Source organism: Chromohalobacter sp. 11-W (assembly GCF_029889905.1).
Classification (GTDB): Bacteria; Pseudomonadota; Gammaproteobacteria; order Pseudomonadales; family Halomonadaceae; genus Chromohalobacter.
In genome coordinates this window covers 109,844-132,225 of the sequence record NZ_JARANZ010000005.1, presented here as the reverse complement: position 1 = coordinate 132,225, position 22,382 = coordinate 109,844, and the positions used below count along the sequence as shown (strand labels likewise).

20 protein-coding genes are annotated in these 22,382 nt (G+C 62.5%); 15 read left to right on the top strand and 5 right to left on the bottom strand.

Going from position 1 to position 22,382, the window contains the following annotated elements; translation table 11 throughout:
• Positions 1-22: 22 nt before the first annotated feature.
• Positions 23-862 (bottom strand): AraC family transcriptional regulator, encoded by an 840-nt coding sequence (locus tag OP494_RS08775; protein ID WP_280540362.1) that lies wholly within the window; start codon positions 860-862, stop codon positions 23-25.
• A gap of 343 nt (positions 863-1,205) precedes the next feature.
• Here OP494_RS08775 and OP494_RS08770 point away from each other — a divergent pair, with 343 nt between their 5' ends.
• From OP494_RS08770 to OP494_RS08735, 8 genes are all read left to right on the top strand, one after another.
• Positions 1,206-3,353, top strand: a complete 2,148-nt coding sequence (locus OP494_RS08770) for a TonB-dependent siderophore receptor (RefSeq protein ID WP_280540361.1) — start codon at positions 1,206-1,208, stop codon at positions 3,351-3,353.
• A gap of 49 nt (positions 3,354-3,402) precedes the next feature.
• Positions 3,403-4,278 (top strand): alpha/beta hydrolase-fold protein, encoded by an 876-nt coding sequence (locus tag OP494_RS08765; protein WP_280540360.1) that lies wholly within the window; start codon positions 3,403-3,405, stop codon positions 4,276-4,278.
• Between the two features lie 157 nt (positions 4,279-4,435).
• Positions 4,436-6,148, top strand: a complete 1,713-nt coding sequence (locus OP494_RS08760) for an HD domain-containing phosphohydrolase (RefSeq protein WP_280540359.1) — start codon at positions 4,436-4,438, stop codon at positions 6,146-6,148.
• A 79-nt stretch (positions 6,149-6,227) separates the two neighbouring features.
• Complete coding sequence (locus tag OP494_RS08755; protein ID WP_280540358.1) at positions 6,228-7,271, top strand: M4 family metallopeptidase; 1,044 nt, start codon at positions 6,228-6,230, stop codon at positions 7,269-7,271.
• The gene (locus tag OP494_RS08750) at positions 7,268-7,618 is read left to right on the top strand and encodes a protealysin inhibitor emfourin (RefSeq protein WP_280540357.1); all 351 of its coding nucleotides are present in this window, start codon (positions 7,268-7,270) and stop codon (positions 7,616-7,618) included. Before OP494_RS08755 ends, OP494_RS08750 begins: the two co-directional genes overlap by 4 nt.
• A 374-nt stretch (positions 7,619-7,992) precedes the next feature.
• A complete protein-coding gene (gene leuA, locus OP494_RS08745; RefSeq protein WP_280540356.1) occupies positions 7,993-9,708 on the top strand; it encodes a 2-isopropylmalate synthase in 1,716 nt (571 codons plus the stop codon).
• Positions 9,709-9,715: 7 nt separating this feature from the next.
• The gene (locus OP494_RS08740; RefSeq protein ID WP_280540355.1) at positions 9,716-10,177 is read left to right on the top strand and encodes a DUF3465 domain-containing protein; all 462 of its coding nucleotides are present in this window, start codon (positions 9,716-9,718) and stop codon (positions 10,175-10,177) included.
• Positions 10,178-10,239: 62 nt separating this feature from the next.
• Positions 10,240-10,833 carry a DUF4202 domain-containing protein gene (locus OP494_RS08735; protein ID WP_280540354.1) on the top strand — a complete coding sequence of 198 codons (594 nt, stop codon included), beginning with the start codon at positions 10,240-10,242 and terminating at the stop codon, positions 10,831-10,833.
• Positions 10,834-10,864: 31 nt separating this feature from the next.
• On the opposite strand, the gene epmB is transcribed toward OP494_RS08735, so the two are convergent.
• Positions 10,865-11,935, bottom strand: a complete 1,071-nt coding sequence (epmB, locus tag OP494_RS08730) for an EF-P beta-lysylation protein EpmB (protein ID WP_280540353.1) — start codon at positions 11,933-11,935, stop codon at positions 10,865-10,867.
• A gap of 110 nt (positions 11,936-12,045) precedes the next feature.
• Between epmB and efp the strand changes: the two genes are divergently transcribed.
• Positions 12,046-12,612 (top strand): elongation factor P, encoded by a 567-nt coding sequence (efp, locus tag OP494_RS08725; protein WP_040242404.1) that lies wholly within the window; start codon positions 12,046-12,048, stop codon positions 12,610-12,612.
• Positions 12,613-12,791: 179 nt separating this feature from the next.
• On the top strand, positions 12,792-13,766 hold the full coding sequence (gene epmA / locus OP494_RS08720; protein WP_280540352.1) for an EF-P lysine aminoacylase EpmA: 975 nt from the start codon (positions 12,792-12,794) through the stop codon (positions 13,764-13,766).
• A 127-nt stretch (positions 13,767-13,893) separates the two neighbouring features.
• On the opposite strand, the gene asd is transcribed toward epmA, so the two are convergent.
• Together asd and OP494_RS08710 are read right to left on the bottom strand one after the other, a co-directional pair.
• A complete protein-coding gene (asd, locus tag OP494_RS08715) occupies positions 13,894-14,730 on the bottom strand; it encodes an archaetidylserine decarboxylase (RefSeq protein ID WP_280540510.1) in 837 nt (278 codons plus the stop codon).
• Between the two features lie 98 nt (positions 14,731-14,828).
• The gene (locus OP494_RS08710) at positions 14,829-15,659 is read right to left on the bottom strand and encodes a rhodanese-like domain-containing protein (RefSeq protein ID WP_280540351.1); all 831 of its coding nucleotides are present in this window, start codon (positions 15,657-15,659) and stop codon (positions 14,829-14,831) included.
• Positions 15,660-15,822: 163 nt separating this feature from the next.
• Here OP494_RS08710 and OP494_RS08705 point away from each other — a divergent pair, with 163 nt between their 5' ends.
• A complete protein-coding gene (locus tag OP494_RS08705; RefSeq protein WP_280540350.1) occupies positions 15,823-17,157 on the top strand; it encodes an NCS2 family permease in 1,335 nt (444 codons plus the stop codon).
• 46 nt (positions 17,158-17,203) lie between these two features.
• Here OP494_RS08705 and OP494_RS08700 read toward each other — a convergent pair whose 3' ends face one another.
• Complete coding sequence (locus tag OP494_RS08700; protein ID WP_280540349.1) at positions 17,204-18,697, bottom strand: RimK family protein; 1,494 nt, start codon at positions 18,695-18,697, stop codon at positions 17,204-17,206.
• 152 nt (positions 18,698-18,849) lie between these two features.
• Between OP494_RS08700 and OP494_RS08695 the strand changes: the two genes are divergently transcribed.
• The 4 genes from OP494_RS08695 to OP494_RS08680 all read left to right on the top strand — a co-directional run bounded on the left by OP494_RS08695 (position 18,850) and on the right by OP494_RS08680 (position 22,286).
• The gene (locus OP494_RS08695) at positions 18,850-19,374 is read left to right on the top strand and encodes a GNAT family N-acetyltransferase (protein WP_280540348.1); all 525 of its coding nucleotides are present in this window, start codon (positions 18,850-18,852) and stop codon (positions 19,372-19,374) included.
• A gap of 36 nt (positions 19,375-19,410) precedes the next feature.
• Positions 19,411-19,896 carry a YajQ family cyclic di-GMP-binding protein gene (locus OP494_RS08690; RefSeq protein ID WP_280540347.1) on the top strand — a complete coding sequence of 162 codons (486 nt, stop codon included), beginning with the start codon at positions 19,411-19,413 and terminating at the stop codon, positions 19,894-19,896.
• A gap of 133 nt (positions 19,897-20,029) precedes the next feature.
• Positions 20,030-21,592 (top strand): AMP-binding protein, encoded by a 1,563-nt coding sequence (locus OP494_RS08685; protein WP_280540346.1) that lies wholly within the window; start codon positions 20,030-20,032, stop codon positions 21,590-21,592.
• Between the two features lie 259 nt (positions 21,593-21,851).
• Positions 21,852-22,286, top strand: coding sequence for a YbaN family protein (locus OP494_RS08680; protein WP_280540345.1), 435 nt, complete (start codon positions 21,852-21,854; stop codon positions 22,284-22,286).
• Positions 22,287-22,382 lie beyond the last annotated feature (96 nt).

Sequence of the window (22,382 nt, the reverse complement as noted above, 5' to 3'; positions counted from 1 at the left end):
ACGCGTGCCGCTAGGCTGCCGTCTAACGTGGCATTCGTCGGCACATGCTGGGTGTGACCCCAAAGGCACGTTTAAAGGCCGTGGCAAAGTTGGCCGCGCTGTTGTAGCCGGCCAAGGCGGCGGCATTGTCCACGCTGATACGGTCATCTACGAGGGCCCCGCGTGCGACTTCCAGGCGTTGACGGCGGAGATACTGTCCCAAGGCCATGCCGTGTCGCTGGTGAAAGCGGCGTTGCAACTGACTCAGGCTCATGTCCATGCGTTGCGCTAGTGCTTCTTGCGAGAGTCGCCCCGCTTCACCGCTTTCCATGAGGCGTTGAAGACGTATTGTCCAGTCGTGATGTGCTGGGGAGACGTCGCGAGCCAAGGGCGAGTTGATGGCGTCAAGAGCCTCGCCGACGACGGCCATGGCCAGTGCTTCCAATTGCAGTTGGTTGGCCCCGGAGGGGCGCGCCGGCGATTCGCCGATGCGTTCCAACCAGGCCTTCAAATGCACCGAGGGCGTCCACACGCATTGCGCGAGATGCTGCTGTCTTCCAAACGGCAACAGTTGGCTGGCGGCATGTACGCCCCAGCGGCGTTTCAGCCATTGCGGCGTCAGCGTCAGGGTCAACGTATTTTCTATTCCGCCGACGTGGCCGTGGCGTGAAAATGGCGCTTCTTCGTCCAGCGCGACTACCAGGGCCATGGCAGACGCCCCAGGCCCGAGCGTGGTGGCGTGTCCGCCGAAGGCAATCCGTGCTTCCCCTCGCCAGACGATCGCCAGTTTCAAGGCGGGCCACAGATTCGCTTCACTGATCAAGCCAACGCGGTCACGAACCTGTGCTAGGCGCAGGAACAATCCAGGCTGCACCTCGTACATCTGCATATTTCCCAGCAGTGGCGCCGAGCGATGATCCCAGCTCGGCGCGCGGCACCTATGTGTCTGGGTGACGACACGGGATAGGCCCTGCAGTTCTCGTACGTCAATCAATGGGGGCCGCGATAAGGCGTTCATGGGTGTCGAGTCTCGCCGGCATGCTGCCGTATTCACAAAGCTCTGGGGGACGAGGGCAAAGGCACTGGCCTTTTCACCATGGAATAATGCGCGGTGTTCTAATTAAATGCAATGAATTCTCATTTCTGTTGGTAGAGCAGGGGACAGCGCCATGACAATACTTCAGCGACAGTATGGGCGTAATATCGCGCCACGGAACGTCACGCCTATGCTACGAAGACTCACTATTAACGGCTTATATACCGGCGTCGTGCTTCTCATCAGCGGTATTGTGGGAGATGCCGTAGCCCAAGAAGGGAACACCGCCCGGCTGGATACGATCCAAGTCACGGGAAATCGGCTCTATGAAATGCTGCCGTCCGAGGTGATCGGCGGATACACCGTCGACGCCGCGACCGTGGGTACCAAGACGCCGGCAGCGTTGCGCGACATTCCTCAGTCGATAAGCGTGGTGACCCGCGATGCCATCGAGGATCAAAACTTCACGACACTCGACGAACTGGGCCGGCGCACCCCGGGGATGCGGGTGCTCAGCAACGACAACGGACGCTCGTCGATCTACGCCCGCGGCTATGAATACGACGAGTTCAACATCGATGGTCTGCCGGCGCCGATGACCAGTATCAACGGCTCGGTGCCGTCGCTGGTTGCCTTCGACCGTGTGGAGATCATGCGCGGGCCGTCGGGTCTGTTCAACAGCACCAGCGAGATGGGTGGCATCGTTAACCTCGTCCGCAAGCGTCCCACCGCTACGTTCCAGGGACACGTCAGCGGCAGCGTGGGCAGTATCGATCAACGCGCAACGCAGGCCGATCTTTCGGGGCCGATCGACGCCGAGGGACGCATTCGCGGCCGCCTGGTGATCGACCACACCGATCACGCGCAGTTCGTCGACCACAACGATAACGAGCAGAACGACATCTACGCCGCCGTGGACGTCGATCTCGACGAGGCGACCACGCTAGGGCTGGCTTTTATCCGCAACACCAAGGACATCGTGGTCAACAACGGCCAGCCGGTGGATAGCGACAGCGAGCTGCTCTACGGGCGCCGTTCGGCCTTCTATGGCGCCGACTGGAACGCTTTCGAAAGCCAGTCCAACGACTGGATCGCCGAACTGACCCACCGCTTCGCGGGAGGCGGCTACGGGCGCTTCGCGGCACGCTACTCCGACCGCAACGCCGCCTACAATTACGCCTTCGGCGGCAGCGCCCTGGCGGCCGACGACACGCTGACGGTGGCGGGCATCGGTAGCCGCGTCGACCAGCAGGCGTTGTCGCTGGACGCCAGCTACAGCCAGCCATTTTCGGCGTTCGGCCAGGTCAGCGAGTTCGTCGTCGGCAGCGACTACAAGCGCTACGAGACGGACATCGAGTCGGGGCGCTCGCGCAGTGTGGCCGGAGGGCGCGTGACCCTCGACGCGCTCAACGATCTCGCCTACGTTGATATCCTCGGCGCGGCGCGGGCCAGCGGCGGCGGGTACAGCCACAGCGATACCACGCTCGAGGAGGCCGGCGTCTACTCCAAGCTGACCTTGCGGCCGGTGCAGTCGCTGGCGCTGATCGCCGGCGGGCGGCTGAGCCACTACGACGTCGACTATGCGGACCGCGTGGCCGACGACAGCCAGAGCCGCAACGACACCAGGCTGACACCCTATGCCGGCCTGGTCTATGACCTTGGCCCCGACCACTCGCTCTATGCCAGCTATTCACAGGTCTTCAAGCCCCAGACCGAATACGACGCTAGCGGCGATTTGCTCGAACCGCGCGAGGGCGATCAGTACGAAGTGGGAATCAAGGGCAGCTACTTCGGCGGCGACCTGAATGCGCGGATCAGCGCCTTCCGCCTCTACGACGAGAACCGCGCGGCGACGCCCGACGACACCGGCGCCGACTATGTCGTGGCGGTGGGCAAGATGCGCATCCAGGGCGCCGAGCTGGAACTGACCGGAGCGCTGACGCCGCAATGGGACGTCATCGCCGGCTACACCTACATCGACACCGAAATCCAGGAGGCGTCTACCGCTCGTGACGACGGCGTCTTCCTGCTGATGCCCAATAACATTGTCAATCTCTGGACGCAGTACGGCTTCAGCGGCGGCATGCTGGGCGGGCTGCATGTCGGGGGTGGAGTCACCGCGATGAGCGATTTCAGCTCAAGCAACGGGGTCGAGGCGCCGGGCTACGCCGTGGTTGATGCGATGCTTGGCTACGATTTTACCGCCCATGTCAGTGGCCAGCTGAACTTCCACAATATCTTCGACCGGGAGTATTACAATCGGGTCGGCGGGGTGAACACCTTCAACATGGTGGGGGCGCCGTCCAACGTCGTCGCCTCGCTGCGCTATGATTTTTGATAAACGATCCGCTGGCGCTTGGTTGGCGGGGCTATGCTGGATGGTCGGCATGCCGGCACTGGCTGATGAAGGAGGTGCCCGGATGGTTCCTTCACCCGTGACGTTGCCCATGACTCAGTCCTTCACGCTGCATTCGCAACATACGGGGCGTGATTATCTGATTGAAGTGGCCCTGCCCAAGGCCGGAGCTCCGCGTGCCGGGTATCCAGTGCTTTACGCACTGGATGGCAATGCACGCTTACCTTTGTTGCGCGAAGCTCGGGAGACCCTGACACGCGGCGGCCCACGTGGTGACGGCCTGCCTCTTATAGTCGTGGGTATCGGCTATCCCGGTATTGACCGCTTTGCGATAACGGCCCGCGCCGAGGATTATATACCTCCGGGTCGTGACTCAGCGGATATGAGCGATGATACCCCGCATGGCGGCGCCGACCGATTTCTTGCTTTTATCGAAACCGAACTTAAACCTGCTTTGGCGTCGCGTTATGCGCTTGATCGCTCTCGTCAGTCACTGTTTGGGCACTCTTACGGTGGGCTCTTTACACTGTATGTATTGCTGACATGCCCGGAATGCTTCCGTGACTATATTGCCATCAGTCCCTCGTTATGGTGGCATCGTGAGCGGTTTTTTGATGATGCCGTCGCGGCGTTTGCTGATCCGGGGCTATGCCGAAAACTCAAAGACCGGCGCGTGCTGATGGGTGTGGGAGCGCTCGAGCAAACTCCTATGCCGGAAGAGCGCGGCACGCCTAAGGGTGAGCGACGACGTCACAATGCAATGGTAGATAATGCACGGGGGATGGCGGAGTGGTTGCAGCGTGAGTGCCTAATGTTGGAGACGCGGTTCACAGAGTTTGCCAATACGGATCATGGGAGTGTGATGTGGCCCGCGGCGCGCTGGATTATGGAAGCGTTCGAAGACTAGGTTTTACATGGCATTTTAGAGCATCGGTCTGCAACCGTGCGATGCTGGCAAGCATTCAAGTCTTGCGTGATATAGTCGATAACAGATTACATACCCTTACACGAGCACGCCGCGTGACGGAGGTGCTCGTTTTCGTTTCGTCAGCATCGAGACCTCAATGTCGCCATCCGATCCCGCACCCTCCCAAGACATTACGCACCCCGGCGAACTTTACGGCTTTCTCGAGGCCCTGACCCTGCCCGGGGGCGCGAGTCTGTGCTTCGAGAGTGGTGACGGAACGCCGTGGCCCGTGGTGGTCATGGACATCATCCAGGAGGACTCGCTGTGCCTGGATGTCTCGGCGGTCCGCGAGATCGTTCCTCGGCTAAGGCGCGGCGAGAAATTCCAACTGATGGGGCAGGTCGAGGGCGCGATGCTGACCATCCAGGCACTCGCGGTGAATGAATGGCGCGAGCAGGGTGAGCGCCTGCAGGTGGTATGCGATTATCCGCAGGCGGTGTCCGTGATGCATCGGCGTCAGAGCTTTCGGGCCAGCCTGCGTGCCGGCATGGAGGTCGGCGTTGTGTTACGTGTGGCGGGCGAGGACACACCGTATGAAGGGTGGCTTTGCAATCTCTCGCTGGGTGGCTGCCTGGTCGCGTTACCGTTGGCCGCAGCGGCTGCGATCAAGCCCGAGAAGGTCATCGATAGCATTCGCCTGACGTTTCCCAACCAGCGTCATTTCGAACTACCGGCCAGCGTCCGCCATGTGCGCACTGACGAGGCATGGACGCAGGCGCAGGCGGGCTGCGAGTTCGTCGGTTTATCGTCCGCGATGGAGCGCCTGGTGTGGTACTGCGTCAAGGAGATCGAGCGCGAAAGCGCGCGTACCGTCATGCATACCGGGCGTCCCCTGGAGCCTTCGACACTGTTTCAATCGCCCGACGCCGCCCGACGTGACGTTTCGCGTCGCCGGCAGGCACGCTCGCAACCGGGAGGCGCAATGGCGTCCCGGCTGCAGAAAGTCGCCGATTATCTCAACGCGCAATTGGTGCAGTTGAAAAGCGGTGAGCCGGTGGCCTCGACGCAGCTTTCGCGGAGTACCGACACGTTGCTGACGCTGTGGCAGCAGGATCGTCAGGCGCTGCTGTATGCGAGTGCGTGCCTCACCCAGGAGTCGCATCTGGTGCAGCATAGCCTGATGGTAGCCGTGCGACTGCTGGATCTTGCCCAGTCGCGACGCATGGCACCGGAACGTCTCAAGGCGGTGGTGGCCTGTGCCCTGGTTCACGATCTGGGCAAGGGCATGCTGCCCGATGCCTTGTTGCGTGATGAAGTGCTGCGCCCGGAAGAGCAAGTTCAACTCCACACCCACGTCGGTTTGATACGCGAGCGCCTGGACGACTGTCGTTGGCTGGATGGTGATGTCGTCGAGCAAGTCATCGGCATGGCCAACGAGCGACTCGATGGCAGCGGCTACCCAGCGGGCAAGCGGGGGGACGCGTTGCCCGAGCTGGCGCGCATGATGGCGGTAGTGGACGTCGCCGACGTGATGACGCGTCCGCGTCCCGGGCGTGCCGCCTGGACGCAGCGCGAGGTTTATCGACATCTGCTGACACAGGCCGAGGGTTTCGACAATACCTGGGTACAACGCTATATCCGCCGCTTCGGCATGGCGCCGATCGGATCCCTGGCACTCTATGCCAACGGCGCGCTCGCCTGGGTTCAGCGTCACGACGCGCGCGGCACGCCCAATCAGGTGCATGTCGTGCTCAACACCCGCAGCCCCTCGCGACGTCTCGATCAGCGTCTCGATGACGACGATATCGGCCAGTTGGGCACGCTGAAAGAGGCCGTGAATTCTGCGCGCTACCGCATGACGCCGGTTTAGCGTGTTTCGTTGTGCTTGATCGAGCATCCTGAGCCACACTGCCTGGGTATACCCGATAGCCGATCGAGGACCCAAGTTCATGCCGGATACGAAGACTTTAGCGCGCGGTTTCATGCCGCCCCATGTGCTCGAGCGCGTCGCGGCGCAGGGTTCGGGGCGCCTACGTCGATGTGCCCAGCAAACGCTCGAGGCCGATCACTGGTTTCGCCAGCGCGGCGCGCCGGCACCGCAACGGGATGCCGCGCGGGCCGTTGCCGGGCGCCCCGACCGTCGGATTTACAGCGCCGAGAATGAGCAGACGCTGCCTGGGCGTCTGGTGCGCGACGAAGGCCAGCCAGAGAGTGGCGATCCGGCCGTGGACGAAGCCTATGAAGGGTTGGGGGCGACCTATCGGTTTTACTGGGAGGTCTTCGAGCGCGATTCCATCGATGCCAAGGGCATGCCGTTAATCGGCACCGTGCATTACGCTCGCGACTACGACAACGCGTTCTGGAACGGCTCGCAGATGGTCTTCGGCGACGGTGATGGCGAATTGTTTCGGCGCTTCACGGCGGCGCTGGAAGTCATCGCGCACGAATTGACGCATGGTGTGATCGAGCGCGATGTCGGCCTGGTGTATGCCGATCAGGCCGGGGCGCTCAACGAGTCGCTGGCCGATGTGTTCGGGGTGCTGGTCAAGCAGTACCATGCCGGCGAGTCGCCTCAGAGTGCCGATTGGCTGATCGGCGCGAATCTGTTGACCGATCAGGTGCAGGGTCAGGCGCTGCGCTCCATGAAAGCACCGGGAACGGCGTATGACGATCCTGTGCTGGGGAGCGATCCGCAGCCGGGCCACATGCGCGATTTCGTCGACACGCAAGCCGACAACGGCGGTGTGCATATCAATTCAGGCATTCCCAATCGTGCGTTTTACCTTGCCGCGGTGGCCCTTGAAGCACCCGCCTGGGAAAGCGTGGGGCCGGTATGGTACGCAGCGATGCGCGACGCGGCACTGAGCCGCGAAGCGGATTTCGCGGCCTTTGCCGCCCTGACGCTCGATCACGCCGAGCACCTGCATGGGCCCGAGAGTCGCGAGCATCGTGCGGTGGGTGAGGCCTGGCGCGGGGTGGGCGTCATCTCATGAGCAAAACCGAACTGCCGGTGCTGTCGGGCGATACGCGCCTGGCGGTCGCGCGCGAGGGCGGTTTCGCTTATCTACCGGGGTTGGCCGCGCCGCGCGAAATCGATTGCGACCGCCTGACGCCCTTGCAATGGGCGCGGCTCGACACGGGGTTGCGAGCCTTGGTGGCGCTGCCCGAGGCGGCGCTTATGTCGCCCGACGGGCGCTTTTTCCGTCTCACGCTTTCCTCGCGCCGTACCGGGCAGCCGCATTGGCAGCGTTGTCTCGACGAGCCGCATGCCCCGGCGTGGCTGGTGCGCCTGTGGCGAGACGGTCACGCGGCGCTCGATGAGGAGGTGCCATCACCGTGAGTGGCGGTTGACAGCCATGCACGCAGCTGTTTAGTTAGCTATATGACAATCTTCGACATGCGACTACTACGTTTAGACCTACGACTTACCATCGGCCTATGAGCCGGCGGATGCCTTGCGCATCGTCACCCTCCCGGTCTAACGAAGCCCCGTCCAACGAAGAAAATGTCCGCCATGTCGAATACCGCCACTCTTTCCCTGACCTCCCCGAATGCGTTTCGCGCCATTGTCGAACGCGCGTCGCCGCGAGCCGATGTGTCATGTCATTGCCGACGCCCCGTGGTGCTTATCCGCTGCGGGGCGTCGTCGTGTTTCAGCTTGGGGAAAGACATTCCGATTCCCGTCATTAGAATATCGCAGAAGGAGACAACGCCATGATGCTCAAGGACCCCTCCACCAAATACCGTCCCTTCGAGGCCGTCGACCTGCCCGATCGTCAGTGGCCGGCACAGCGGATCACGCATCCGCCCGTGTGGTGCAGCGTGGACATGCGCGACGGCAACCAGGCGCTGATCGATCCCATGGATCTCGAGCGCAAGCGGCGCTTCTTCGACTTGCTGGTCAAGACCGGCTTCAAGCAGATCGAGGTCGGCTTTCCCTCGGCTTCGCAGATCGATTTCGACTACGTGCGTGAGCTAATCGAGGACGACGCGATCCCCGATGACGTCACCATCCAGGTACTGACCCAGGCGCGGCCGCACCTCATCGAGCGCACCTTCGAGGCGCTGGAAGGCGTCAAGCGCGCTGTCGTGCACGTCTACAATGCCACCGACCCGGTCTTCCGCCGGGTGGTATTCGGTGTCGACAAGTCGCAATGCATCCAGATCGCCAAGGACGCTACCGCGCAGATCAAGGACATGATGGCGGCCCGCCCGCAAACCGACTGGACCTTCCAGTATTCGCCGGAGCTCTTTACCTCGACCGAGCTGGATTTCGCCGTGGAAATCGTCGAGGCGGTCAGCGAGGTCTATCAGCCGACGACGGCCAAGCCGATGATCGTCAATCTGCCGGCCACCGTGGAAATCGCCACGCCCAATCACTATGCCGATCAGATCGAGTGGTTCTGCCGTCACGTCGCACGGCGCGATAGCCTGGTGGTGAGCGTGCATCCGCACAATGATCGTGGCACCGGCGTGGCGGCGGCGGAGCTGGCGTTGATGGCCGGCGCCGACCGCGTGGAAGGTACGCTGTTCGGCAACGGCGAGCGCACCGGCAACGTGGATATCGTCACCCTGGCGATGAACATGTACACCCAAGGCGTGCATCCGCAGCTCGACTTTTCCAATATCACGCCGCTGATGCGTGAGGTCGAGCACTGCAATCAGCTGCCGGTGCATCCGCGCCACCCGTATGTCGGTGACTTGGTGTTCACGGCCTTTGCCGGCTCGCACCAGGATGCCATCAAGAAAGGCATGGCCGAGCGCCGCGAGCATCCCGAGAGTCTCTGGGGCGTGCCGTACCTGCCCATCGACCCACTCGACGTGGGGCGTTCCTACGAGGCGGTGATCCGCGTCAACAGCCAGTCGGGCAAGGGCGGTGTCTCCTATCTGCTGGAACAGGAGCACGGCATCGAGCTGCCGCGTCGCTTGTCCATCGAGTTCAGCCAGGTGGTGCAGACGGTGGCCGAGCGCACCGGGCGCGAGATCACGTCAGAAATGATCTATCGCACCTTCGAGGACGAATACCTCACCAGCCGCGATCCCTATGCGCTGATCAATCATCGCCTGAGCTCGGATGACGATAGCCCCCGCGTGCGTCTCGACGCCCAGATCGATGAACAGGGCGAGCGACGCCACGTCACCGGCGAGGGCAACGGCCCTCTGGCATCCTTCATCAAGGCGCTGGCGGCCCACGGGCTGGATGTCGAGATCATCGACTATCACGAACATTCGCGCGGCCAGGGTGCCGACGCCGAAGCGGTGGCCTATGTCGAGGTGCGTGTCGAGCAGACGCCGATATTCGGGGTCGGCATCGACGAGAGCATCACCAGCGCTTCCATGAAGGCGGTGCTCGGCGCGTTGAACCGCCATTGGCGTACTCAGCAGGCGCCGGCGCCCAACGTTACCGCCGAGACGCTTGGCGAGGCCTGAGGTCAGTATGAGCATGCGTCGCCGCGCGATCCTCCTCGGCCTGACGTTCGCGGCGGCGGTACTCGTACTCGCCGGAGCGCTGGCGGTCCTGGCGCCCTCGGTGTCGGCACCGAGGGCCGGCGACGCCGCAGGTTCGGGCGTCGTGACCCTGCGCGAGGCCTACCAGCAGCACCATAGCGGGCTTCAGGTCGAGGCACGCGGCGAGGTGGTGCGCGTGCTGCCGGACGACGATGAAGGTAGCCGCCATCAGCGCTTCATTCTGCGCTTGTCGAGTGGCCAGACCGTGCTCGTCGCCCACAATATCGACCTGGCGCCACGGATCGAGGGGCTGCGCGTTGGGGACACAGTGGGCTTCTTCGGTGAGTACGAATGGAATCCCGAGGGCGGTGTCGTGCACTGGACGCATCGCGACCCCGGCGGCGATCATCTCGACGGCTGGTTGGAATATCGCGGGCAGCGCTATCGATGAGCCTTATTTAGATATACATATTCAGACACGCACGTTCGGGCACGAATCCTAAGGAGGTCAGCATGACCGAGAGCACGCCCTTTCAGCGCGCGCAGGCGGCTATGGATGCCGCCCATGCTGAGGATCCTAAGCGCGAGGCGACGGAGGAAGCCGGCGAACGGCCCGCCGAGCTGCTCTATGCGCAGCGCATGAGCGACTGGCTGGCGCGGGTCGCTCCGGAGGCCTCGGAGCCGTTGCAACTCGCGGTGCGCGCCCAGCATCTGCGGCGCTGGGAAGTACCGCGCGACGATTACCCGCGCGATCGTCCCGGCTATCTGGCTTGGCGGCGCGATCTCGGGCGTCGACAAGCGGCACTGGCGGAGACGATCGTCCGCGAGGCAGGCTACGACGAGGCGGCAGCGGAGCATGTCGGCGCCTTGATCCGCAAGGAAAACCTCAAGCGTGACGCAGACACCCAAGCGTTGGAAGACACCGCTTGTTTGGTCTTCATGGCGCACTATTTCAGCGATTTCGCCCGCGAGCATGATGACGACAAGTTGGTGCGCATCGTCGCCAAGACCTGGCGCAAGATGTCCCCGCGTGGGCACGAGCTGGCATCAGCCCTGACGCTGCCCGAGCGGGAACGCGAGATCGTGGCGCGCGCCCTGTCGGCGTGAGACCGGTTGGTCGTCGGCCATCGTGAGCGACCTAGGCTAGCGGTGTCTTGCTGGCCTCGCCGGGTATCTCGCGCACTAGGCGCGGCATCAAAAAGCCGGCGAGGTGGGTGCGTAGCGTCTCGACCAGCGTGACCGCCTCGGCATCGGGGACGTCGAAATGCGCGGCGCCTTCGACGGGGTCGAGCACGTGCAGGTAATAAGGCAGTATGCCGACCTCGAAAAGCCGCTCGGAGAGCCGAGCGAGCGTCTCGACGTCATCGTTGACGCCGCGCAGTAGCACGCTCTGATTGAGCAGGGTGACGCCGGCGCCGCGTAACCGCGCCATCGCCTCGGCGACGTGCGTGTCGATCTCGTTAGGGTGGTTGATGTGCACCACCATCACGGTCTGCAGTCGCGTGGCCGCCAGCCAGTCGAGCAGCGCGCCATCGACGCGGTCGGGAATCACCACCGGCAAGCGCGTATGCAGACGCAGGCGCTTGAGATGGGGAATGTCCGCGAGGCGTTCGGCCAGCCAGGCCAGGCGCCGGTCCGGCGAGGCCAGCGGATCGCCGCCGGAGAAAATGGCCTCGTTGATCGAGGTGTCCTGGCGCAGATAGTCGAGCGTGGAGGCCCACTGCGCGCGCGAGGGGGAATTCTCGGCGTAGGGGAAATGTCGACGAAAGCAGTAGCGACAATTGATGGCGCAGGCCGGGCTGGCGATCAGCAGCACGCGGTTGCGATACTTGTGGATCAACCCTGGGCGCGGGCGGTGCTCGGCTTCCTCGAGTGGGTCGCTGACGAAACCGGCGACGCTGTCGCTTTCCCGCTCGAGAGGCAGCACTTGGCGCAGCAATGGGTCGTCTGGATCGCCGTGGCGAATGCGCGATAGATAGGCGTGCGGCACGCGCACCGGAAACAGGGCATGGCCTCCCTCGGCGCCCGGCAGCCAGGCGGGATCGAGCCCCAGGTGCCGACACAGTGCGTGCGGGTCGCGTACCGCCTCGCGCAACTGGGCTTGCCAGTCCTGCGAGTGCTGACGCGGGGTCAAGGTGGCGCCTTCGGGGGCGTCTTCGCCGGACGCGGCATTCACGCTCTGCAAAGCGATGGATGTTCGGGTTATCATGGGCGGCTATTTCCTATGGGCCTCGTGATGGCGGTGGTGTCATCCCATGACGAGGCGCATCGAGCAATCTGCGTAGCGCACGCTACGACGCATGCAACTAGCGAGGCATCATGGCGACGTATTCTACCAATGAATTCAAGGGCGGTCTGAAAGTCATGCTTGACGGGGATCCGTGCAGCATCCTCGAGAACGAGTTCGTCAAGCCGGGCAAGGGCCAGGCATTCAGCCGTGTCAAACTGCGTAACTTGATCACCGGGCGCGTCTGGGACCGGACCTTCAAGTCCGGCGAGTCGCTGGAAGGTGCCGATGTGCTGGAACTGGACATGGAGTACCTCTACAGCGATGGCGACATGTGGCACTTCATGCGCACCGATGGCTCCTTCGAGCAGTACGCGGTCGACAAGAAGGCCATCGGCGATGTCGAGAAGTGGCTCAAGGAGCAGGTCGTCTACACCGTGACATTGTGGAACGACAACGCGATTGCCGTCTCCCCGCCCAACTTCATCGAGCTGGAAGTAGTCGAGACCGACCCCGGCCTCAAGGGCGATACCGCACAAGGCGGCTCCAAGCCGGCCACGCTGTCCTCCGGCGCGGTGGTGCGCGTGCCGCTGTTCATCAACGAAGGCGAAGTGCTCAAGGTCGATACGCGTAACGGCGAATACGTTTCGCGGGCCTAAACTCAGCTTCGAGCTGTTAGCCGCTCGGTGCCTTCGGGGTGGGTTCGTGGGAGCGAATTTATTCGCGATAGGGATCGCTACAAGTCTATCGGGAACAAGTTCCCTCCCACCGGGCTTCGAACAAAGACTGGATTTGGCCACGCTTCGGCGTGGCTTTGTCGTTTCTAAAGGAGCGTTTGATGACAACCGATTGGCAGCCCTCGGCGAGTATCGAGACACTGCGCGAGCGGGCGCGGCTATTGGCGCGGGTGCGAGCATTCTTCGCCGAGCGCGATGTGCTGGAGGTGGAAACCCCGGTGCTGGGGCACGGCGGCAGCACCGACCCGCACCTGGCGAGCCTGTCGCTGAAAGCCACGACACAGGGTGGGTGCGAACGGTTGTGGCTGCAAACCTCGCCGGAATTCCACATGAAGCGCTTGCTCGCGGCGGGCAGCGGGCCGATCTTTCAGCTGGCACGCAGCTTCCGCGACGGAGAGGTGGGGCGTCGCCACAATCTCGAGTTCACCATGCTCGAGTGGTATCGCCCGGGCTTTTCGCTTTCCGTGCTGATCGACGAAACCCAGGCGTTGATTCGCCACGTGCTGGGGCGCGACCCTGGGCCATGTCGACAACGCCGCTATCGCGAGCTGTTTCGCACTCAGGTGGGGCTCGATCCCTTCACTGCGTCGCTGGCCACGCTATGCCAAGCCGCCGAGCGCGAGACCGGTATGGATCTTCACGATGCCGAGCGCGATGCGTGCCTGGACGCACTGATGGCGTTTGTCATCGAGCCGCACCTCGGCCAAGAAGGGCTGGAGGTCGTCGTTGATTATCCGGCCAGTCAGGCGGCGCTGGCGCGGCGCCACCCCGATCCCGAGGATGGGGCGGAGGTCGCGGCGCGCTTCGAGGTCTACTGGCAAGGGGTGGAGTTGGCCAATGGCTACGATGAGCTCACTGATGCCGAGGAGCAGGCCGCGCGCTTTGTCGAGGATAATCGAGAACGCCGACGGTTAGAGCGCAGCGAGGTGGATGCCGATGCCCGTCTGCTGGCGGCGCTAACGGCCGGCATGCCTTCCGGCAGTGGGGTGGCGCTGGGCATGGATCGTTTGATCCAACTGGCGCTGGGCAAGACGAGCGTGGCGGAAGTGATGGCGTTTGCCACGCCGCGTTGTTAGCGCCGTGTCCAGCCTGACGGAGCAAGTCGCCGCGAGAGCGCTGTAAACCCTCCCTGGGCGCTACTTTTTGCCATCCCTGGCAAAAAGACCCTCGCTTCGCCTTGCCCCGCCAGTCATGGGGACTCTCTTAGGAAGCGAGCGATTGCCCCATGCTGACCATCAGGCCGTCGGTGCAGACATCGCGAAACGCGACGTCGTGACCGAAGCACATCACTACGGTGGAGCCGAGCTTGAAGCGGCCCATCTCCTGACCCTTCTCGATCACAATGGGCTCGTCGAAGCGTGTCGTTTGCACGCGCCCGCTGAGCGGCGTGATCTGGCCGGCCCAGACCGTTTCGATGGCGGCGACGATCATCGCCCCGACCAGCACCATCGCCAACGGGCCGTGCTCGGTGTCGAACAGGCAGACCAGGCGCTCGTTGCGGGCAAACAGCCCCGGCACGTGATTGGCAGTGGCCTGATTGACCGAGAACAGCCGCCCCGGCACATAGATCATTTCGCGCAGGGTGCCTGTCACCGGCATGTGCACGCGATGATAGTCGCGCGGCGATAGATAGACCGTGGCGAATTGGCCGTCCCGAAAGGGCGCGGCGCGATGCGTGTCGCCTCCCAGCAGGGCGGTCAGTGAATAGGTATGCCCCTTGGCTTGGACGAGGGTGCCGTTGTCGATGGAACCGAACTGCGACAGCGTGCCATCGGCGGGAGAGACGATGCCCTCGCCGATGGGCCGCGCCTCGGGCGTGAGCGCGCGGGTGAAGAAGTCGTTGAAACAGGCGTAGGCCTCGGGATCGCTGTCGACGGCCTGGCTCATGTCGACATCGAAGGTACGAATGAAACGCTGAATGAGCAGGTCCTTGAGCCACGGCGTACGGCTCTCGGCAAGCTTGCCCACCCCACGTGAAATCAGGTGATGGGGTAGGGGGTGTTGAATTCTGGCGAAGAGTTCGTCGCGATCCACGGGCATATCCACGGCAAGGTCGAAAGGCATGCCACGATAGTGGCGTGGCGTCATGGGCGCAATAGCCCCCGGCACGCACGCATCGCCGGGGGATGGGGCGTGGCTTATTTCTCTACTGGCGTGTCGTCGCGGTTGCCCCATTCCTGCCAGGAGCCGGGATAGGCGCGCATCTTCTCGAAGCCTAGGGCCTTGCCCACCAGCCAGGTGAAGCCGCTACGATGATGGCTCTGGCAGTGAGTGACGATTTCCTTGTCCGGTGTCAGGCCTTTTGCCTCGAGCTCTGCGACGAGTTCGGCGTAATCGCGCAGCCGCAGGTGACGCTCGGGGTCCATGGCATCGGTCCATTCGAAATTGACGGCGCCGGGAATATGCCCCATGTGGGCGTTCTTGCCTTTTTCGCCGCGATATTCGTCCGGTGAACGGGCGTCCCAGACCGCGAGTTCACGCTCACCGAGGCGGTCGATGAGTTCTTCGCGGCGGATCTGAGCCTGAGGTTGATGGATCGTCGCCTGGTAGTCGCTGGGCGTGGGCGTGCTGGATTCGCGCTCGACGCGTTGCCCGTCGGCGCGCCAGGCGTGAATGCCGCCGTTGAGATAGGAATACCGGGTGTGGCCGATGAGCTCCAGGGTCCACAGCAGGCGTCCAGCCCAGCCGCCGCCTTCATCGTCATAGGCGATGACGTGCGTGTCGCGGGTCAGGCCGAGTTCGGAAAACAGCGCGGAAAGCGCTTCTTCGTCAGGGATGTCGTTGGGTACCGTGCCGCTGCCGACGAGCAGGCGGCGATGGTCGAGAAACACCGCGCCGGGTACGTGGCCGTCGGTGTAGCTGTCGGCCTTGAGCGGTACATCGACGATCAATAGTTCGGGGGCGCCGAGATGCTCGGCGAGCTGCTCGGGCTCGACGATCAGCGGCAGCAGGTTGTCTTCTGAACTCATGGTCTTCTCCCGCGTGGACGTGGGGCGCGTGAATGCTTGCCAGATCATGGCACAGGCAAGCGGCCTTGTGCAGCCATGACGTGGCTGGGGATGAGCACGAGGGGCGAGATTGGCTATACTGCGCGACGTCTCATCCCAACCCAACCTGTGTGGAGAACGCGACGTGTTCGAACGACTTTTCGGCATCCGGGCTCAGGGGAGCACCCCGCGCACCGAGATCCTGGCGGGGATCGCGACCTTTCTGGCTTCGATGTACATCATCGTCGTCAATCCGACGGTGCTAAGCGATGCCGGTGTGCCTTTTTCCAGTGCGTTGACTGCCACCGTGCTGGTCAGCTTCTTCGGCAGTGTGATGATGGGGTTTTACGCCAAGAACCCGATCCTGGTGGCGCCTGGCATGGGCATTAACGCGCTGTTCGCCTACACCATGGTATTGGGGGCGGGCATGGAATGGCAGACCGCACTGGGCTGCGTGTTCTGGGCCGGGGTCATCTTTGCGCTGCTGGCGGCGTTCAATGCGCGTCAGTTGGTGATCGATGCGATTCCGGCGCAATTGCGTTACGCCATCGCCTGCGGCATCGGTCTATTCATCACCACTATCGGCTTGGTCAACGCACAGTTCATCGTCCCCAACCCCGTCACCGTGGTCGGCATGGCCTCGCTCGATCCGGTGCTGGTGACGTTTCTCATCGGCTTCGCGGTCACCGCCTGGCTGGTGGTGCGCAACGTGCCCGGCGCGCTGATTTTGGGGATCGTCTTCACCACGTTGGCCAGCGTGCCGATCGGCCGCCTGTGGGGCGATGGCAGCCGTTACTTTCCCGAGGACATGGCGTCGTCGACGCTGGTCAACTTCAACGGCATCTTCGCCATGCCGGATTTAAGCGGTTTGATGGCGCTCGATCTGTGGGGCTCATTATCGGTGGCCTACTGGCCGTTCATCTTCGTGTTGCTGTTCACGACTTTTTTCGACGCGCTTTCCACCTTCATGGGCGTCTCCGAGGCGGGTAACTTGAAGGATGCCGATGGTAACCCGCGCAACATTCGTCGCTCGATGATCGTCGATGCCAGCGCCGCGCTGATCTCCGGGCCGCTGGGAACCAGCCCGGCCAATGCCTATGTAGAATCCGCTGCGGGGATCAGCCAGGGCGGTCGTACCGGGCTCGTCGCGGTGGTCGTGGCGGTGTTGTTCCTACCGTTTCTATTCCTCTCGCCGCTGCTGTCGTTGGTGCCGGCGATTGCCACGGCGCCGGCGCTGATTCTGGTCGGCGTGTTCATGATGGACCCCATTCGCAAGATCCATTGGCACCAGTTCGACGACGCCATCCCGGCCTTCGTCGCCATGGTGCTGATTCCCTTCACCTATTCGATCACGCACGGGATCGCCTTTGGTTTTTTAACGTTCGTGATCGTCAAGCTGGCGGTGGGCAAGACCCAAGAGATAAAGCCCACCATGTGGGTGTTGTTCGCGCTTTCGCTGTTGCTGCTGTTCGAAGGCTGAAGGGGATATGTCGGTGTCGGCGTCCATGCCGGCACCGGTGCTGTCGTCAGCGCGTTTCCGATGTCGCGTGGCGCTCCAGACGCGCCAGGAAGACATCCATGACGCGTGCGTAGAGCCGTGACCCGAGGTAGGCGTCCTCGACACCGGCATCCAGGTTGGGGTTGTCGTTGACCTCGATGACCACGACGCGCTCGCCGATCTGCTTGAGATCGACGCCGTAGAGGCCATCGCCAATCAGGCGCGTGGCCTTCAGCGCGGCCTTGAGAATCGCCTTGGGCACGTCCGATGGCGGGTGCGTGGTGAAGCTGCCGCTACGCACCCTCGGGCGTGAGTGATCGTAGATCTGCCAGTGCCCGCGTGCCATGTAATAGCGGCTGGCGAAGAGTACCTCGCCATCCAGAATGCCGATGCGCCAGTCGAAATCGGTGGGCAGCCATTCCTGTAGCAACAGCAGCGCGGAGGAGGCGAACAAGCGCGAGGCCTGCTCCTTGAGTTCGTCGAGCGAGGTGATCTTGACCACACCTTTCGAGAACGCGCCGTCGGGTACCTTGAGCACCAGCGGGAAGTCGAGACTGGTGACCTTGTTCGACAGTTGGGTCAGATCGTCGCGACTCAGCAGTACGCCGCGCGGCGCGGGGACGCCGCGTGCACCGAGCAATGCATGCAGGTAGATCTTGTTGGTACAGCGCAGGATCGACTGAGGGTCGTCGATGACCACCAGACCTTCGTGCTCGGCGCGTTTGGCCATGCGGTAGGTGTGATGGTCGAGTCGTGTGGTTTCGCGGATGAACAAGGCATCGAACTCGGCCAGACGGCCTTCGTCCTTGCGGGTAATGAGGCTGGCATCGATGCCGCGTCGCCGACCGGCGCGAATGAATTGCTTGAGTGCACTTTTGTTGCTGGGCGGCATGGCCTCCTGGGGATCGATGAGAATCGCCAGGTCGAAACGGTAGCGACGCCGCGCCTTGGGCGTGCGCCATACCTTGCGTGAGTGTCGGTTCAAGGCCGCCGCGAAACGATCCTGATCGCTTCCCTGCAAGGCGTTGAGGGCCAGGGGCTTCAAGCGCGTCAGACGCCATGTGCCATGACGCTTTTGAAATTTGGCGTCTAGCAGGGGACACGGCAGGCGTTCGAAGAGACGGCGCGCCAGCCGGCCTAGTCCCTCTTGGTCGCATTCACCGAACAGCACCGTCAGGCTTAGTTCATCGCCGCTCAACGCGCTGCGCTTTTCGAGATCGCGCATCATGGGTTCCAGCGATTCGAGCTGAAGGTCGATCAAGGCCTTGCGCGAGAGCTGGTTGAGTGTCTCGACCGAGGGCAGGACGCGCTGGCCGCGCGCCTGGGCGAGCAACGAGACATAGTAGCCCGTCTCCAGATAGTCGAGCCCACGGCAGAGGTTGATGACATGCGTGGCATCGCGTGTCTTGTCGGGGGCAGCCGACTCCAGTGCCAGGAAATCGGCGGCGCTGATCACATCATCGCTGGGGTAGTAGGGCAACCAGTCGTCGAGGCGGTCGACGACGATACGCAGGCGGGACATAGACCTTCCTTGTGAAGGAGAAACGTCAATCGACCTTGAATAAATCGTGTCTAGAATGGGCAGCGAGCCGCGTCTCGACAATAGCCCCGCCTTGAAATAATTTCTATACACGATTCGCGCTACTCTGTCCGCGTTACCCCGGAGACATTCGCATGTCCTGTTCCCTGCGCGCCGCCACCGTTACCGACCTCGATGCGCTCTGTCATCTTGAGGCGATTTGTTTCGATGGCGACCGCTTTACACGCCGTCAACTGGCTTATCTATTGGCGCGTGCCAACGCTTATACGCTCGTTGCATATGCCGCCCCGGGTGGGGAGGTGGTCGGTTATGCTACGCTGCTATTCCGGCGCAACAGTCGTGTGTCGCGCCTCTACTCGTTCTGCGTGGCCCCACAAGCGCGCGGTGGCGGAGTAGGGCGCGCGTTACTCGAGGCACTTGAGCGTGAGGCGAGGGGGCGTGACATGACACGCCTGCAACTGGAAGTTCGTGCCGATAATCGCGTTGCGTTGGGCCTTTATCGGCGCATGGGTTTTTCCGTACTGCGCTGGCTCGAGGATTATTACGTCGATGGCTGCGCGGCCTGGCAGATGCGCAAGGCGCTGAGCGATTCGACGCTTGATGAGTGCCCCGCTACCTCGAGTGACGCCGTGGGCAAGCATGCGCGGGGTTCATGCTAGAATCGCGCCCGATTTTACCCGAGTGAGGAAAGTGTCATGCCATCTTTCGATATCGTCTCCGAGTTCGACAAGCACGAGGCCAGCAACGCCGTCGATCAAGCCAATCGCGAGATCCAGACCCGTTTCGATTTTCGGGGCGTGACCGCGAGCTTCGCCCTAGAGGGCGAGACGGTGACCCTCGAAGCCGAGGTAGATTTTCAGCTCAAGCAGATGCTCGACGTGTTGCGCAATAAGCTCATCGCCCGTGGCATCGATGCCCGCTGCATGGACATCAAGGACCCCGTCACCAGCGGCGTGCGCGCCCACCAGGACGTAGTGCTCAAGCAGGGCCTCGAGCAGCCGGAATGCAAGGACATCGTCAAGCGACTGAAGGAGGCCAAGCTCAAGGTGCAGGCACAGATCCAGGGCGACAAGGTGCGTGTCACCGGCAAGAAGCGCGATGAACTGCAGCAGGCAATCGCCTTGTTGAAGAGCGATGCCGGCCCCGAACTGGCCCTGCAGTACACGAATTTTCGCGATTGAGGGGGATTCGTTCCAGTACCTTGATACGCATCATTCTTGTGGTCGGCTAGCGTTGCCAGCCATGCCTGTGCGCTCGATCCTGTCGTTAAAATAACCGCAACGACACAATAAAACGAGCGACAGGAGAACGAAGATGTTTGATCTGGGACGCGGCTTTCTTGCCACGGTCGAGCGGCGCCCACACGCCGTTGCTATCAGTGATGGCCGGACGCAAAAGACATACGCGCAGTGGTATGCGGATATCCAGAGCGTGGCTCGCCACCTCAGGTGGTTGGGGCTCGACAAGGGGGATCGCCTGGTGGTGGCTATGCACAATCGCTGGCAGATGGCCACCTTGTATTGGGCTTGCCAGTTTGCGGGCATCATCGTCACCCCGGTGAATTGGCGTTCGACGACGCTGGATATCCGTTACTACCTCAAGAACTCGGGCGCTGGCGCTATCGCTCATGACGATGCGACCGCCGAGGCGGTGCAGGCGTGCGTCGAGGCCTATCAAATACCGCGGATCGTGGTCGGCGCTACGATACCGCCGGGAGCGATCGCCTTCGACTCGATGCTGGGTACGGACGGCGAAACGCTGTTGATGGCGACGCCTGATGATTACTCGATGATGCTCTACACCTCAGGCACTACCGGCAGGCCCAAAGGGGTGCCGCGCCGGCACCGTGTCGAACGCGCCGCGACGGCCGCGTATGTCGCCCAGAATCTTTACCGGCACGATGAGACCATGCTGGGCGTGATGCCGCTCTACCACGCCACGGGAATACGCGCGCTGCAAGCGATGGCGATGGTCGATGGACGCTTCGTATGTATTCCCAAGTTCGAATCGGAGGCGACGCTACAAGCCATCGAGCGTGAGCGAATTTCCAGTCTCAACCTGGTGCCGACGCTCTATCATATGCTGCTCGAAGCGCCAGGATTTGCCCCGCACCGTGTCGCCAGCATCGACAAGATCGGTTTTGCCGGTGCGTCCATGAGTGCGGGATTGATTGCGCGCGTCGAGGCGGCCTTTAAGCCGAGTCTGTTCGTCAATCAGTATGGCTGTTCGGAGCTCTATGCGCTGACCGTGGACCAGCATGCCAACCATAAGCCTGGCTCGTCGGGACGCGCGGCGCTCAACCAACGCCTGCGGATCGTCAAGGTGGGTGCCACGTCGCCCGAGATGTGCGTGCCGCCTGGTGCGGAAGGTGAGGTCATCGCCGACATGAACGGGGATGAGGCCTTCGAGGGCTACTGGCAGTGCCCCGAGGCGGATGGCAAAGCCCTCAGGGACGGTTGGTATTTCACTGGGGACACCGGGTATTTCGACGGCGACGGGGATCTTTTCGTCACCGGCCGCGTCGATGACCTGATCAACTCCGGAGGCGAGAACATTAGCCCGTTGGAAATCGAGAATGTGCTCTCGCTGCATCCGCAAGTCGAGGAAGTCGCGGTGGTGGGGTTGCCAGACGACAAGTGGGGCCAAGTAGTAACGGCCTTCATCAAGGCACGTAGTGACATCGACGAGCAGGAACTCGGGCGTTATTGCCTGGACGCTGGCCTGACGCGCTTCAAGTGTCCCCGCGGCTACCGCTTCATCGAGGAACTCCCCAAGTCACCGGTGGGTAAAGTCTTGCGCCGTATGCTGCGTTTGCCGCCGACCGCGACGACCGATGTGCAGGGCGCGCCGATCCAACAGGCCACCACCATGGGATAGCACCGAATGTGGTGAAGGGAGAGCGAGAACATGATCGGGCGCTGCTGACGCTGCGCCTTGGTCTTGACCCCTTGCTTTGCGCTAGAATGAACGCACGTGTCCAGTCCGTGGCGATAATCGCCTCGATAGTAAGGGACGATTTCTCTGGATACGCTATTCGGGCTTCAATGAAAGAGGTAGCGTCGGGCTTCGCCATGCCTGCCAGCGATCTCGCGTGAAGTCCGGCGTTTCCCTTTATCACGGCAAGGTGGCGCGGCGCATGTACGATATACGCAAGCTATTGTTCATCTGCTTGGCTGGCGTCAGCTTCTCTCTGGGCGTGATCGGTTTGTTCCTGCCGATCATGCCCACGACGTGTTTCATGCTGGTGGCGGTCTGGGCGGCCTCGAAAAGCTCACCGCGTTTCGCCAACTGGATTCGTCGTCATCCGCGCTTTGGCCCCTCCATTCTCGCCTGGGAGCGTGAACGCGCCATTCCCCGCCACGCCAAATGGATGGCATGCGCCATGCTGATGGTTTCGATGGGCGTGATTGCTTTCACGGTCGATTCCCTCGTGCTGCGTGTGGCGTTGATCATTGGCCTGACGGGGATCGCGGTGTGGATTTTGACCCGCCCGACACCGTCGCTGGGGCGATGCCCGGTGTTGTCCACCTTCGAGGAATCCTCTTCCAGCCAGCGCCAGGAGTCTCGCTGAGAGCGTGATGAGGCGCGGCGTTGCCCGCACTTTTGAGCCGACTCCACCGGACGCCGTACAATGCTCGGCATGTGCCTCGCGTTTTATGCGCGAGAC